Annotated in this window: 13 protein-coding genes and 1 tRNA gene; 12 read left to right on the top strand and 2 right to left on the bottom strand. The window is 35.8% G+C overall.

Features of this window, described 5'->3' with window-relative positions; translation table 11 throughout:
* Positions 1 to 7: 7 nt before the first annotated feature.
* Positions 8 to 88, bottom strand: a tRNA-Leu gene (locus tag IEW45_RS09700).
* Positions 89 to 236: 148 nt separating this feature from the next.
* Here IEW45_RS09700 and IEW45_RS09695 point away from each other — a divergent pair.
* The 4 genes from IEW45_RS09695 to IEW45_RS09680 all read left to right on the top strand — a co-directional run bounded on the left by IEW45_RS09695 (position 237) and on the right by IEW45_RS09680 (position 3099).
* Positions 237 to 1178, top strand: coding sequence for a ribose-phosphate pyrophosphokinase (locus IEW45_RS09695; RefSeq protein WP_188621047.1), 942 nt, complete (start codon positions 237 to 239; stop codon positions 1176 to 1178).
* A 32-nt stretch (positions 1179 to 1210) separates the two neighbouring features.
* A complete protein-coding gene (locus IEW45_RS09690) occupies positions 1211 to 1810 on the top strand; it encodes a 50S ribosomal protein L25/general stress protein Ctc (protein WP_188621046.1) in 600 nt (199 codons plus the stop codon).
* A gap of 169 nt (positions 1811 to 1979) precedes the next feature.
* Complete coding sequence (gene pth / locus IEW45_RS09685) at positions 1980 to 2546, top strand: aminoacyl-tRNA hydrolase (RefSeq protein ID WP_188621141.1); 567 nt, start codon at positions 1980 to 1982, stop codon at positions 2544 to 2546.
* Between the two features lie 46 nt (positions 2547 to 2592).
* Positions 2593 to 3099 (top strand): hypothetical protein, encoded by a 507-nt coding sequence (locus IEW45_RS09680; protein WP_188621045.1) that lies wholly within the window; start codon positions 2593 to 2595, stop codon positions 3097 to 3099.
* Positions 3100 to 3150: 51 nt separating this feature from the next.
* Here IEW45_RS09680 and IEW45_RS09675 read toward each other — a convergent pair whose 3' ends face one another.
* Positions 3151 to 5814: a reprolysin-like metallopeptidase gene (locus IEW45_RS09675; protein ID WP_188621044.1), complete on the bottom strand. Its 2664-nt coding sequence runs from the start codon at positions 5812 to 5814 to the stop codon at positions 3151 to 3153.
* 186 nt (positions 5815 to 6000) lie between these two features.
* On the opposite strand from IEW45_RS09675, the gene IEW45_RS09670 reads away from it, so the two are divergent.
* The 8 genes from IEW45_RS09670 to IEW45_RS09635 all read left to right on the top strand — a co-directional run bounded on the left by IEW45_RS09670 (position 6001) and on the right by IEW45_RS09635 (position 15512).
* Positions 6001 to 6924: a bifunctional riboflavin kinase/FAD synthetase gene (locus tag IEW45_RS09670; protein WP_188621043.1), complete on the top strand. Its 924-nt coding sequence runs from the start codon at positions 6001 to 6003 to the stop codon at positions 6922 to 6924.
* A gap of 24 nt (positions 6925 to 6948) precedes the next feature.
* Entirely contained in the window at positions 6949 to 8271 is a 1323-nt protein-coding gene (locus IEW45_RS09665) for an HTTM domain-containing protein (RefSeq protein ID WP_188621042.1), read from the top strand.
* Positions 8272 to 8390: 119 nt separating this feature from the next.
* A complete protein-coding gene (locus IEW45_RS09660; RefSeq protein ID WP_188621041.1) occupies positions 8391 to 8864 on the top strand; it encodes a hypothetical protein in 474 nt (157 codons plus the stop codon).
* Positions 8865 to 8927: 63 nt separating this feature from the next.
* On the top strand, positions 8928 to 10010 hold the full coding sequence (gene bioB, locus IEW45_RS09655; RefSeq protein ID WP_188621040.1) for a biotin synthase BioB: 1083 nt from the start codon (positions 8928 to 8930) through the stop codon (positions 10008 to 10010).
* A 165-nt stretch (positions 10011 to 10175) separates the two neighbouring features.
* Positions 10176 to 12047: an OmpA family protein gene (locus IEW45_RS09650; protein ID WP_188621039.1), complete on the top strand. Its 1872-nt coding sequence runs from the start codon at positions 10176 to 10178 to the stop codon at positions 12045 to 12047.
* A 162-nt stretch (positions 12048 to 12209) separates the two neighbouring features.
* On the top strand, positions 12210 to 13091 hold the full coding sequence (locus IEW45_RS09645; protein ID WP_188621038.1) for a cupin-like domain-containing protein: 882 nt from the start codon (positions 12210 to 12212) through the stop codon (positions 13089 to 13091).
* A 15-nt stretch (positions 13092 to 13106) separates the two neighbouring features.
* On the top strand, positions 13107 to 13577 hold the full coding sequence (locus tag IEW45_RS09640) for a regulatory protein RecX (protein ID WP_188621037.1): 471 nt from the start codon (positions 13107 to 13109) through the stop codon (positions 13575 to 13577).
* Between the two features lie 93 nt (positions 13578 to 13670).
* On the top strand, positions 13671 to 15512 hold the full coding sequence (locus IEW45_RS09635; protein ID WP_188621036.1) for a tetratricopeptide repeat protein: 1842 nt from the start codon (positions 13671 to 13673) through the stop codon (positions 15510 to 15512).
* The last annotated feature ends 26 nt before the right edge of the window (positions 15513 to 15538 follow it).

Here is a 15538-nt window from a genome sequence, read left to right as displayed (position 1 = left end):
TAATTAGTACCTGGAGTGGGGATCGAACCCACACACCAAAGGTACACGAGTTTGAGTCGTGCGCGTCTACCAGTTCCGCCATCCAGGCAATTAATTTGGTGGGTGCAAATTTAAAAATTTTTCTTGAACTGACTGAAAATTACACAATAATTTACTTCCAAACTTAAATTAAATTCCTAAATTTGCACCTCATTACGAAAAACAACACTAACTAACTACGAAACAACCATTTAAAAATGTCATATCACGAGCCCGAAGCCAAGATATTTTCATGTTCAGAAAGCACCTATCTCGCTGAAAAAATAGCCGAAAGCTATGGTACTAAGCTTGGTAAAGTTACTATGTCCAGATATAGTGACGGGGAGTTTCAGCCATCATTTGAAGAATCTATAAGAGGACTAAGAGTATTTTTAGTATGCTCTACTTTTCCAAATTCAGACAACCTTATGGAGCTTCTTTTAATGATTGATGCTGCCAAAAGAGCTTCTGCAAGACATATTACAGCTGTTATACCATATTTTGGATGGGCAAGACAGGACAGAAAAGATAAACCAAGAGTTCCTATAGGAGCTAAACTGGTTGCTAAATTATTAGAGTCAGCAGGTGCTACAAGAATTATGACGATGGACTTGCATGCTGACCAGATACAAGGTTTTTTTGAAAAGCCGGTTGACCATTTATTTGCATCAACTATATTCTTACCACACGTAAGAGATTTAAACCTTGATAACCTTACAATAGCCTCTCCGGATATGGGAGGTTCTAAAAGGGCTTATGCATACTCTAAGTTTTTACAAAGTGATGTAGTTATATGTTACAAGCACCGTAAGGCTGCCAATGTTGTAGAAGCTATGGAACTTATAGGCGAGGTTAAAGGCAGAAACGTTATACTTGTTGACGATATGATTGATACAGGTGGTACGCTTACTAAAGCTGCTGACCTTATGATTGAAAAAGGGGCACTTAGCGTAAGGGCTATTTGTACACACGCCATACTATCGGGCGATGCATATGAAAAGATAGAAAACTCTAAACTATCAGAACTTATAGTTACTGACAGTATTCCGCTTAAAAAAGAGAGCAAAAAAATACGTGTAATAACATGTGCCGATTTGTTTGCTGATGTAATGCACAAAGTACACCAGAACAACTCTATAAGCGGTAAATTTTTAATGTAATTTATTATTTATTAACTATATTTTTATTTCAAATGAAATCAATTACGATTAAAGGATCTGAAAGAGAAAGCGTGGGTAAAGCGGCAACGCGTGCAGCACGTAATGCTGGAATGGTTCCTTGCGTGTTATACGGAGGAGATCAGCCAGTACATTTTACTGCAGAAAGCAAGGCATTTAAAGACCTTGTGTACACTCCAAACGTACACACTGTAGTAATTGACCTAAACGGAAAGACTTACAATGCTATCCTACAGGACATACAGTTCCACCCTGTAAACGACAGAATTCTTCACTTAGATTTCTATCAACTACAAGATGATAAAGAAATCACTATGGAAGTACCTGTAAAAGTTGTTGGAACTTCTCCTGGTGTACTTGGTGGTGGTGTACTTCGCCTTAACCAACGTAAACTTAAAGTAAGAGCTTTACCTTCTAATCTTCCTGACTTTGTTAAAGCTGACATTTCAGGTCTAGAAATGGGTAATAAACTTTATGTTACTAAAATAGAAACTAAAGACTTTAAATTACTTCACCCGGATAACACTGTGGTAGCTCAGGTAAGAATTTCTCGTGCGGCAATGAAAGCAGCTCAGGAAGCTGCAAAAGCAGAAAAAGCAGCAGCAAAGAAATAATATTTTTATTTCAAGATATTTTAAAAACGCTCCCTATCGGGAGCGTTTTTTTGTTTCTACTTAACCTGCTTAGCACTACAAACTACCATAAATAACTATCTTTGCTGCTATGAAATGGCTTACTAACCTTTTTACGAACAAAAAAGAAGTAAAAGAACCTACAGACCCCATGAAGAAGTTTTTAATAGTAGGACTGGGAAACCCCGGCGCCGAATATGTAAATACACGCCACAACATAGGTTTTAAAATATTGGATGAATTAGCCAGAGATGGTGAAACTGATTTTACAACTGCCAAATTGGGCAGTGTAGCCGAATATAAAATTAAAGGCAGAACACTTATACTTTTAAAGCCTAACACCTTTATGAATCTTAGTGGTAAGGCTATTAAATACTGGTTGGAAAAAGAGAAAATTCCTTTAGAGAATTTACTCGTAATTACTGATGACCTTAACCTTCCTTACGGAACTATACGTATAAAAGCCAAAGGTAGCGATGGCGGACATAATGGTCTTAAAAACACTCAGTTGTTATTAAACACAACCAATTACCCGCGTTTTCGCTTCGGGATAAGCGATGAGTTTAAAAAAGGTAAGCAGGTAGATTATGTTTTAGGCGAGTGGGATGAAGAAGAAAAAGAACAACTGCCGGAACGATTAAAAACAGCTAGCGAAGCTGTTAAGTCATTTGCATTATCAGGACTGGCAAATACCATGAGTAGCTTTAACGGTAAGTAAATGTAGCTTTAAATTTGTACATTAGTATACTATAACACTACTACTGATGAGAAAACTGGCAATTATACCATTAGCGCTTATAATGCTAAACTGTAGTGGAAGCAAATCATTACAAGAATCGCTTAAAAGCCAAAACCCCGAATTATCTTGCCCTGAAGATGGCGAATGCACTATTACCGTTGAGCATAATAAAAGTATTGCTACTAAAACAGATGATACGGGAAGTTTATACTACAGCACTGCCGATCATAAGGGTACTGATGTTGTAATATATCGTTACACTAAGCAACACGACCCGATGCTAGCCGATGCCGGTTTAACAGAAGAGGTTATTTTTGAAATAGACAGCAATAGTAAATCATTAGAATATAAAGACAAAGCTATAAAGCAAACCAACATGCTATACCATGTAGCATGTTTTTGCAAAGGAAGAGCAGGCTATTATAAGGTTGAAAGCGGAGAACTCACCTATAAGGATAACAAGCTAAACATTCAACTCCCTGAAATATTAAAGCCTCAAAAGTTGAAAGACATTACAATTACACTTAAATAAAAAAGAGCGGCAAAATTGCCGCTCTTTTTTATACTTAAAATATAGTGTTTATTATTGTATAACAACTTTTCGTACCGCTTTTTGCTCACCATCGTTTACAGTTACTAAGTAAATTCCCGCTTGTAAAGATTGAAGGTTTACATCTGCATTTATAACTCCTGTGTTTTTATATTCATTTACATACACTACTCTTCCATTTACATCGTGCACTGTAATAGCAACATCAGTATTGGACTGAGAAGTAAAGTTCACTGAGAATATACCACTATTAGGATTAGGGTATACAGTAAGATTATTAATACTAAAAGTATCAGCAGCACTAAGGTCTGTATAACATACATCTACCGCCCAAGAATTTAAAGTACCTTCATCGCCCGCTCCGCCATCAGCATATAATAATGTCCATGTTCCCTGAGGGTCTTCTCCTTCAAAAGCAGAAAGTGCTTCTTCAGGCAAAATAATACCTGTTGTTGGCGAACCGCAACTTATAGGCGTACCACCATCACTAAATATCACTTCTAAATCATCACTCTGCCCGCACTCGTTAGAGAGCAATTCTACGGTTGTACCGTCAGGACTTACTAATGACAGGAATAAATCTCCTACATAAGGGTGTGTTATATCAACACTAACTTCAACACTTTGTATCGCTCCTTCTTCGGGAAACTCTATTTCAGATGATGAAAACTCTGTAGCATCATCAGGAATGTTTACTACATTCTCATTACTATATTCTATACATACTGTAGTTACATTTGTTCCTACAGCAAAAGGCTTTTGGTTTACTGCATAAAATATATTCCCTACAGCCTCTACTATAATTCTGCAAAAAGCACCTTCAACATCAGGCACTATTATCGTTTCAGAACCATCATTAAGTGTATTTGCTGCCAATACAGTATCGAAAGTTATACCGCCATCAAGAGATAATAATATATTTACATTTGCCGTATTTACACCCGCAGTTGTAGTTGCTGCCACATTCCAGGTTATAGTTTGTTGTTCTCCCTGATTCCATGAAAGGTTATCTTCATTTTGAGAGGTTACTTCAAAAGGACCTGCAACATTGCTAATCTCAACCGACATATCCTCAGTAGCAGTTTGCCCACCGTTAGGTGTTTGGTTATCTCTTACTGTCAATGTAAAATCAAGTGTACGACCAACCGAAGGAACAACTTCCCATGTAGGCGTGAGGTTACCTGCAAGCACACTCGAAAACTCAGGCATATACCTGTCCGGAGATTCTGAAGGGCTTAACGAGCGAAAGTTTGGTCCTGTTATACTAAATTTAGAAGGTGTATCATTTTGAGTTGAAAAAGCTCCATTTGCATTTACCTGCTCCCAGCAATAGGTAAGCACTTCATTGTTAGCATCGGTAGCATTTCCTCTTAGAACAAAAGCGGTTGCCTTTGGTATGGTATAGTTAGGTATAGGTACTATTTGCGGAGCATTATTACCACTTAACACCTCTGTAGCACAAGTACCTCCTGTGCTATTAATAAAACTAACTATTTGGTCAATACTAACAGTATGAAAATAATCGTCTGAATTATTCTGAACATTCGGAGGACTTATACCTGCATAAGCCATAATGGTACTACCACTACCCGGCTCTACTGCTGTTTCTGCCGTCCTTTGGAAAGAATTATTAAAAGTATGGTTTGCGCCAAACTGGTGTCCCATTTCGTGGGCTACATAATCTACATCAAAAGGGTCTCCTACCGGAGAAAAACTTCCTGTAACTCCCCTTGCTTTATTAGAGGTACAAACACAGCCAAGGTTAGCCACTCCACCACCTCCTGTGCTTACTACATGACCAATATCATAATTATTAAAACCTATAGCATTATTTATTATACTTTGTATTTGCCCTATTAATTCTCCGGCATCATCATTATTTAAATTATCTGAATTAATATAAATAATATCCTCATTATCCGGTACTATTTGCATAGTTAGAGATAAGTCTCTTTCATAAATTCCATTAACACGAGTCATGGTAACAACCATAGCAGCCAGTACCGCAGCCTTTTTTTCTGCTAAAGTACCGTCGTTTACTCCGGCTTCATTAATATGAAAAGCTGCATACTCAATAGTACAAGCCATTGCTAACCTATATGTCCTGAAAAACCCATCACTGGACTGTGTAGAAAGCGGAATGCTTTTAGGAGCAGCTTGTTCCTCAATGGCTTTAGTCATATTACAAGCAAAATGTCTTGCAGTTTTTATAGCTGATTTTTTATATACTATATAATTTTGAAGGTCTGTAGTATAAGGCTCAATATATGATGTTCCTTCCGTTGAAAAAATCATAGCATGAAAACCGTATATAGTAGTACTAAAATATACTGAAGATGTTGGGTTTTCTACACCCTGCCCAATATATGTTTTTATCTCAGGATGGTTTGCAGCAAGCTCAGGATTAAGTACCGCAGTTTCATAAACCCTGAAATGTTCTGTTTTCCCTTCTCCGTTAGGAAGTGGTATAATTACCGAAGATTCTCCTGTGTAATTACTTCTCAACGGAGCTTCTGCCAAAGCAGATTTCATTGCCTGAGTGTTGAGTGTAAAAATATAACGTTTCACAGGCTGTACATTTCGTTCTTTTTTTTCAGCGTCATCTAAGCGACTTTCAGCAATACCGCTCCAAAAGTTTTGTGCATAACTAAAATTACACACTATAACCATTAACAGTAAAAGTAATTTTCTTTTCATTATAGTTATTATTAAAACATCCACTAATTTTTTACTTCTCAGCATAAAATATTCTGCTTTAAGCAAAGCATTCCTTACAAAACTATCAATTTTATATTTAAAACATGTTTCGTTTACTTTAAAAACAGCATCTTTACTATTCTTTTTAAAAACAGATATTTAAATTTGTTGTTTTAAACTTATCTCTTGAAAATATATAATTCTATACAGGAGTTCACCTCCACTAATAAAACTATAGCTACCCTTGGCACTTTTGATGGTGTACACAAGGGGCATAAAACTATACTTGAAAAGGTAACTAAAAGCAGTAAAAACTCAAATCACGACAGTGTGGTGCTCACTTTCTTTCCGCATCCGCGCATGGTGTTGCAGCAAAATACAGGAATAGAACTACTGAACACCATGAAGGAGAAAGCATTTTTGCTTGATGAATGTGGTATTGATAACTTAATTGTTCACCCTTTTGATAAAGCTTTTTCACGACTTACTGCCGAAGATTTTGTAAAAACTGTTTTAGTAGAAAAGCTTAACATTAGTAAAATAATAATTGGTTACGACCACCGTTTTGGCAGAAACCGTACTGCAACTATAGATGACCTTATTTATTTTGGTGAGCAATATGGTTTTGAAGTAGAACAAATATCCGCTTTAGAAGTTAATGAAGTTTCTGTAAGTTCTACCAAAATACGCAATGCACTAAATGAAGGAGATGTTACTACTGCAAACGAATTTTTAGGTTACAATTACTTTATTACAGGAAAAGTAGTAAAAGGAGAACAGCGAGGCAGAACTATAGGTTTCCCCACTGCTAACATTGCCATTCCTGAAGATTACAAACTTATACCTGCAAAAGGGGTATATGTGGCTTCGGCGGAAATAGACGGTACAGTAGTAAAAGGCATGATGAACATAGGTAACAGACCTACCGTTAACGGAACCAACCAAAGTATTGAAGTCCACTTCTTTGATTTAGATAAAGATCTTTACGGTAAAGAGCTAAGGGTAAGTTTACATAAAAGATTACGCAACGAAGAAAAGTTTGCTTCTGTTGATGCATTAAAGCAACAGCTTATTGAAGATAAAACAGCCGCATTAAATTATTTTAAATAACCCATCCAACACCTAACCAATAATATGAAAAAACGCCTGTTTGCTGAAATTGATAATGCTCCGCTAATCATTTTCAGGATTTTCTTTGGTTTTTTATTAGCCTGCGAAACAATAGGCGCAATATTTACAGGTTGGGTAAAGGCTAACTTTATTGATCCTGACTTTACATTCTCGCATATTGGTATGGACTGGCTACAGCCATTACCGGGAAATGGTATGTACTATTACTTTGTTGTAATGGGAATACTTGGGCTGCTGGTTATGCTGGGTTATAAATACCGATTGAGCTTGGGGTTGTACACTATACTATGGGCAGGTGTGTACTTTATGCAGAAAACATCCTACAACAACCATTATTACCTGTTATTATTGGTGTGTATAATAATGTGGTTTTTACCAGCTAACCGTTATGCATCTTTTGATGTAAAACAAAAACCCTCCCTTAAAAAACTAACCATGCCGGCGTGGTGTTCGGCAGTAATGATATTTCAGGTAGCCATAGTTTACTTTTATGCAACAATTGCTAAATTTTACCCCGGGTGGCTGGACGGAACTTTTACGCGTAACCTTTTGGAAGCTCGAACCAGTGGTTTTTTCCATGAAATAGCAATACAAAAATGGTTTTATATTTTTATTGCTTATGCAGGCATTGCATTTGATATGCTTGTAGTACCTTTACTGTTGTGGAAAAGAACTCGAACGCTGGCACTTATTGCTTCTTTAATATTTCACCTGTTTAACTCTATTACACTGCACATTGGTATATTCCCTTACTTTGCATTAAGTTTCGCGGTTTTCTTTTACCCTCCTGAAAAAATCCGAAAAATATTCTTTAAACGAAAGCCTGTTGTTGAATCCTATGGAATGGATTATAGCAACACAGGAGTTTTAAAGTATTTCTTCATCCCTTATTTTGTTATTCAGCTATTCCTCCCGATTAGACATCATTTAATAAAAGGAGATGTTCTATGGACGGAAGAAGGGCATAGACTGAGCTGGAGAATGATGTTGAGAAGCCGAGGAGGCTACACCTTATTTAAAGTAGTAAACAAAGCTAACAATAACCAAATCCCTTATAATGTAAGCGACGACCTTACCCGGAAACAAATCAACTCTATGGACACTAAACCGGATATGATTTGGCAAATGGCGCAAAGAATAAAGAAAAAATATAAGGAAAAAGGCTTAGATGTTGCTGTATATGCTACAACAAAAGCAGGCATAAACAGCGACCCTTATAAAACATTAATAGATCCTACTGTTGACTTGGCAAGCGTTGAATGGAATTACTTTTTCCATAATGACTGGGTTTTAATGTATGATGAAAACGGCAACATCATCAGGTAAAAAACTCCTGTATTTATCATACTTCTTTTATTAAAGTTTTATTAATAGATATTCGTTTTTACGGTTTTATGGCTAAATTCGATAAGGATTAACTAATAAACAAAAAAACGAAAGAAACTATGAAAATCTCCAGAATAGTAATTAATGGTTTTATTATTTATATAGCTATCGCCTTGTTTTTCACCTTTATGGAAGTATTAGGCATTACTGAGCAGGTATACTTAAGGCTTATCAACTTTATTTTTGTTATATATGGTGTAAACAGAACTATAAAACAAGATTATAAAGACCGTATAAAAGGTTATTTTACCAACTTGACTTCTGCTTTTCTTACTGCTATGGTAAGTGTAGTACTTTCACTGGTAAGTTTTATAATTTATGCAGAAATAAGAGGTGGGGAAGCGTATATTGACGGGTATATAGAAAGTTTTATTTTTGGTGGAGACCCTTCACTATATCAATTTGTTATGGGACTATTTTTAGAAGGCTCGGCTGCTTCTTTAATTGTTGCTTTTGCCATGATGCAATACTGGAAAAACAAAGTTGACGCGGTTAACGTAGTAGATGATATAAACCATAATCACCCTGAATAAAAAAAGCTTTTGCGGTAATTAAATCGGAATTTGCTACTTTTGAAGCAATTTTAAAATTCCGTTATGAATATAAAAAGGCACGATTGGACTCGAGAAGAAATCATAGAGATATATAATAAACCCCTGATGGATCTTCTATATGAAGCTGCATCAGTGCACCGCCAGCACCACGACCCTAATGTGGTACAGGTATCTACACTGCTATCAATTAAAACAGGAGGGTGTCCCGAAGACTGTGGCTATTGTCCACAGGCAGCACGTTACCATACTGATATAGAAGGTAACGACCTTATGACTGTAAGTCAGGTAAAAGCCCAGGCACTACGTGCAAAAGCAGGAGGTTCATCTCGTGTTTGTATGGGAGCTGCATGGCGTAACGTGAAAGACGGTCCTGAATTTGATCAGGTATTAGAAATGGTAAGAACTATTAACAAACTGGATATGGAAGTTTGTTGTACACTGGGTATGCTTACCGAAAACCAGGCACAAAGGCTTGCAGAAGCGGGGCTTTATGCTTATAACCACAACCTGGACACATCTGAAGAGTACTATAAAGAAGTAATATCTACCAGAGGTTACGAAGACCGTTTACAAACTATTGACAACGTAAGAAAAACAAACGTTACTGTTTGTAGTGGCGGTATTATAGGCATGGGCGAAAGTATAGAGGACAGAGCAGGAATGCTTGTAGCTTTAGCTTCATTAAACCCGCAGCCGGAATCAGTGCCTATTAATGCGCTGGTAGCTGTAGACGGTACCCCAATGGAAGAAGAAACACCTGTAGAAATATGGGAAATGATAAGAATGGTAGCTACTACACGTATTGTAATGCCGGAAACTCAGGTTAGGTTATCTGCAGGTAGAACGCAAATGAGTCGCGAAGGTCAGGCTATGTGTTTCTTTGCAGGGGCAAACTCAATATTTGCAGGAGACAAGTTACTTACCACTCCTAACCCTGATGTAAATGAAGACATGAAAATGTTTGAAACACTGGGTATGATACCGCAAAAACCGTTTACTAAAGTTTCGCAACCTAAAACCGTTGAAGCAGAGGAATCGCAGTATCAACCTTTAGGTGAAAAACCAAAATGGACAAGACCGGGACATAAAATAGAGCGTAACCTGAAAGCATCGGGAAAAGCATAAGCTGAATATAAATTTACTTTTACTATACAAAGGCTCTCCTTAATTAAGGAGAGCCTTTTTCTGTTTATATATTTAACTGTCACTAAAGAAATTATGAAAATTTTAAGAATCGTTCTTCTTATCTCAGTAAATTGTTATATTTAGCCACACCAAAAAAACTCAAATATGAAAAACATATACTATTCCATTGGTCTACTGCTTATAAGCCTTTCTGCAATGGGTCAAAATAAAGACACTGCCGAGGCTGATAAACTTTTTGAAACTTTTGAGTATATAGATGCTGCTGATGAATACCTAAAGCTGGTAAATAAAGGTAAAGCTAATGCTTATATATATAAGCAACTGGCAGAAAGCCATTATAACCTGTTTAATTATAAAGAGGCTGCAAAGTGGTATGCAAAAGCAACAGAATATAAGCAAGATGCCGAGACCTACTTCCGTTATGCTGAAATGCTTAAGGCAGAGGGTAAATACAAAGAAGCTAATGAGCAAATGAAAGAGTTTGCAAAACTGGCACCTAAAGACCAAAGAGCAGTTTCTTTTAATAAAAACCCGGACTACTTACCGCAACTAAGAAGCCAGACAAAACTTTTTGATGAAAGAATTTTAGATATTAACGACAAAAAGAATTCTGATTTTGCAGCTGTACTTACAGATGAAAACATACTTTATTTTACAAGCTCCAGAAACACAGCTAAAAGAAAGTATGGTCGTAATGAGGAACCCTATCTGGATGTATACAAAGCCAGTTATGATGCTAAAACAGGAAAAATAGGCAAACCGGAAGCACTTACTGATATTAACACAAAGTGGCACGATGGCCCTGTAGCGGTAACCTCTGATGGTAAAATAATGTATTTTGCCAGCGAAAGTTTTATGAGTGGCGAATATGACAAAAATAGTACTGCAAGCCAGTTAACAGGATTAATATACCTGTTTAGAGCTACCAAAAAGGATGGTAAGTGGACGAATGTAAAACCTGTTCCTTTTAACAGTGATTCGTGGAGCACGGGTAACCCTGCTATAAGCAAAGACGGAAAAACACTTTATTTTACTTCTAACAGAGAAGGCTCTATAGGTAATACAGATATTTGGAAGGTAGAAGTAAAAGGCAATAACACCTACGGAGAACCTATAAACCTGGGACCTGAAATTAATACCGAAGCAAAGGAAACATTCCCTTATATTACTGATGACAACAAACTTTTCTTCTCTTCAAACGGTCATAACGGTTTTGGAGGGTTAGATATATTTATGGTAGATTTAGCTAATGATGGTGACGTTATAAATGTAGGAGAACCTGTAAATTCACCTCAGGATGACTTTGCTTTTAGTTTTAACATCACCAATAATATTGGTTTCTTTTCAAGTAACCGTAAAGGAAAAGATAATATGTACCTGGCAATACCTGTTTGTGGTGTTGAAGTATTTGTTACTGTAAAGGACAAAAACACCGGGAAACCTTTAGCTAATGCCAACGTTACAATACTTGATGACAAACAATACAGTATTGAAACCCGCAAAACAGATGCAAACGGTAAGCTTAGTTATGATGTAGACTGCGACAGAGTTTATTCTTTAAAAGTAGCTGCAAAAGGATATGAAAACAGCGAACTTTCTCTTACTAAAACAAAAGGTGGCGATGTAAACGTTGACGCACTGTTAAAACCACTTGATGATATTATTGTAGATGGTGCAATTATGCTTAAAAATATTTACTTTGATTATAATAAAAGTAATATTAAGCCTGAAACTGCTGCCGAGCTTGACAAACTTGTAGGCATTATGGAGCAAAACCCTGATATGAAAATAGAAGTTAAAGCCCATAGTGACAATAGGGGTAGTGACCAGTACAACCTGGAACTGTCTGACCGAAGAGCAAGAGCAACTGTACAGTATGTTATCTCTCAAGGTATAGATAAGAGCAGAATATCAGGAAAAGGTTATGGCGAAAGCCAACTAAAAATAGATTGTAATGACTGTACCGAGGAGCAGCATGCTGTTAATAGACGTACAGAGTTTATTATAGTAGAATAACTCTAACAATATTGTTAAAAAAGCAGCTTTTAAAGGCTGCTTTTTTATTTTTGTATGGAGCCTTATGTAGTATTGTAAAGCCTGAACTGATTAATTTTACAAACCTGCCTTTACATTTACGTAATCCTTTATTAATTTTACTGTATAATAACCCGCATTGATATGCCTTTACACCTAACCGAAATTGAACGGGTAAAAACTATCTCTAAAGAAGATTTTTACAATAATTATGTCCGTAAGCAAAAACCGTTAGTGATAGAAGAACTTACCAAAGACTGGCCTGCTTATGAAAAGTGGAATCTTAACTTTATAAAAGATATAGCCGGAGAAAAAACGGTACCGTTATATGACGACAGACCTGTTTCACACGAAGATGGGTTTAATCAGGCTCATGCGGAAATGAAGCTAAAAGATTATATAGACCTTTTACAAACCAAGCCTACCAACTACAGGATATTTTTATACAACCTGATGAAAAAAGTTCCTGTACTTCAAAATGATTTTAAGTGGCCTGATTTAGGTTTACGACTTATAAAGCAGCTACCTATGTTGTTTTTCGGCGGGGAGAACTCAAAGGTGTTTATTCATTATGATATAGATTATTCTAATATACTGCACTTTCATTTTCATGGAGAAAAGCGTTGTATATTATTTCATCCGGATCAAACCCCTTATTTGTACAAAGTACCACATGCGCTTATATCTCGCGAAGATATAGACTTTGATAATCCTGATTTTGAAAAATGGCCGGCTTTAAAACAGGCAAAAGGTCTTGTGGCTGATTTAAAGCACGGGGAAATGTTATATATGCCCGAGGGTTACTGGCATTATATGAAGTATGTCACCCCGGGCTTTTCTATGAGTTTAAGAGCATTACCCAGAAAAATAAGCAACCTGTCTAAAGCTACCTATAATGTTTTTATAATGAGACATTTTGATAATTTAATGCGTAGGCTTAAAGGTCAGGCCTGGATTGATTATAAAAACGAGCAGGCTGTTGTAAGAACCCATAAAAAACTTAACCTTCCTACTAAGGTAAAGTAATATAGCCTTATCAGGATGACATATAAATCGTATACAGTACAGGAAGCACAACAAAAACTGGAGCATTACTGCTCCTACCAAGAGCGTTGCCATGCCGAAGTAGTACAAAAATTAAAAAGCCTGAATATGATACCTCAGGCTATTGATGCTATTGTAGCGCACCTTATTACCAACAACTTTTTAAACGAAGAACGCTTTGCCAAAAGTTTTGCCCGCGGTAAATTCCGTATAAAACACTGGGGCAAAATTCGTATTGTACAGGAACTTAAAATTCGTCAGATTTCAAAATACAATATCAATTCTGCATTAAAAGAAATTGATGAAGATGAATATCTTGAAGCTTTTTACGAACTATCTGAAAAACAATGGAATACCATAAAGGAAACAAATCCAACTAAGAAAAAGAAAAAGCTATTTGATTTTTTAATGCGAAAAGGTTTTGAATCACACTTGATATACGAAGCTATTAACAACCTTAGTAATTAAAATTATTTTTTTAAGTTAATCTTAACATTCCGTTTATTTTTGTTAATTTGCTATTCCTCCCTCCGACATTAACTAAAATATTTCTTCGCCCCTATGTTAAGAAGATTGCTTTTACTTTTAATGCTGGCAGGTTTCAGTGCTTTTGCCCAAAAATCTTATAATTTTAAAAAGGCTGAATCAGAAGCACGTCAATTACTACACACTGCTCCGGATAGTGCTTTAGTAATTATAAACACAACTCTTGCACAAAAAAAGCCTATACACGATACCATTTTAGGAAACACCTATAGCTTATATGGTATTTACTATGCTATGGGCGGAAAACCAGACTCTTCTATTTACTACTTTAAAAAGGGGCTAAACCATGTAAACAACTATACCGAAAACAAAAAGCGGATATTAAGTAACTTGGCTATTGCATATCGGCAAAAAGGAAAATATAAAGAGTCGATTAATCACCTTAATGAGGTTATTGCGATTTCAAAACAACAAAAAGACTCTTCAAGGTTAGCACTTGTGTATGGTGAGTTGGCATCTAATTATAACTATATGCAGCAGTACGATAAGTCTGTATATTACCTACTAAAGGCTATTGCCTTACTAAACAACAAAAACGACCTTGATAAAATTGCGGGGCTTAAGCAAAAACTTGCCAATGCTTATTTAGCAATGGAAAATTTTGATTTTGCTATAGACTTATATCAGGAAGCCCTATCTATTTTTAAAGAAATTAAAAGCGATAAGAATTATTACCTGACTTTAGTAAACTTAGGAGAAACTTATATTAGAATTAAAGACTATAATGCTGCATTAAAATATCTCTCAGAGGGTGTTAGCGGATTGGAAAAATTTGGAGATAAGGAAATACTGGGTATTGCTTATAATAAATTAGGTAACATACAAAGAAAGAAAGGTGATATAAAAAAAGCTTTAAGTTACTACCAAAAAGCTTACAATTACCTTACCACTACAAACTCTGTAAGAGTATTACGTATTGCCGGTGAATATATTAAACTACTCAACGACACGCAAAACTACCAAAAGGCATTACAAATAATAAAAGAAACAGACCCTTACAGAAAAAGTATAGAAAGTAATGTTGATGACAGAATGGTATATGTTATGGCAATAGCTGAGACATATAATAAAACTAATCAGTTAAAGGAAGCTGTAAAGCAGTACAAAACAGCCATAACTTTAGTAGACTCTTCCTCTTTTAATGAAACCGAGAGAAAAACAAAAGAATTACAAGCTAAATTTCAAACTAAATTACAAAGGGAGAAAAACATAGCCCTAAAAGCAAATAATGATGCGCTTAAAAATAAAGTGGAAGCCGAAGAGCGGTTAATCCTCTTTTATATTATTGGCAGCATTGCTTTATTTTTAATTGTTTTAGCCTTTTTAAGAACTTACTGGCTCAGAAGTAATTTGCAAAAAGAACAACTGAAAAATACAGAAGCAGAAAAATCGCTTATAGAACAACAGCACCAGCATGAGCAAGAACTAAACAATAATCAACGTAAGGCTATTGAAGAAAAAAAACGAGAACTTACCGCTACAACAATGCAAATGGCAAATCTGCAAGATTCTATAAACCAGATTATTAATAAGTGTAGTGACAATAAAATTACCCTTCAAGAAATAAAAAAAGAGCTGGAGGTGCTTAATAAGAAAAAAGATTATTGGAAGCAGTTTAAAACCCGATTTAATAACCTACACCCCGAATTCGAAAAAAAGCTAAGTTCAGAATTTCCCGAACTCACTAAAAATGATATAGAATTCTGCTCTTTACTAAAACTAAATCTTTCATATAAAGAAATAGCTTCTATGCTGCAAATATCATATGAAAGCACAATTACTAAAAAATACCGGATAAAGAAAAAGATAGGAATTAAGGATGATAAAGAGTTTGAAAAACTACTACTAAACCTATAATCATCAAAAACTAAACTATAATATTA

Source organism: Flavobacterium suaedae (assembly GCF_014642915.1).
In the GTDB taxonomy this organism is placed as follows: domain Bacteria; phylum Bacteroidota; class Bacteroidia; order Flavobacteriales; family Flavobacteriaceae; genus Flavobacterium; species Flavobacterium suaedae.
Note: the sequence above shows the minus strand (reverse complement) of the source record. Positions and strands in the feature narration are given on the sequence as shown.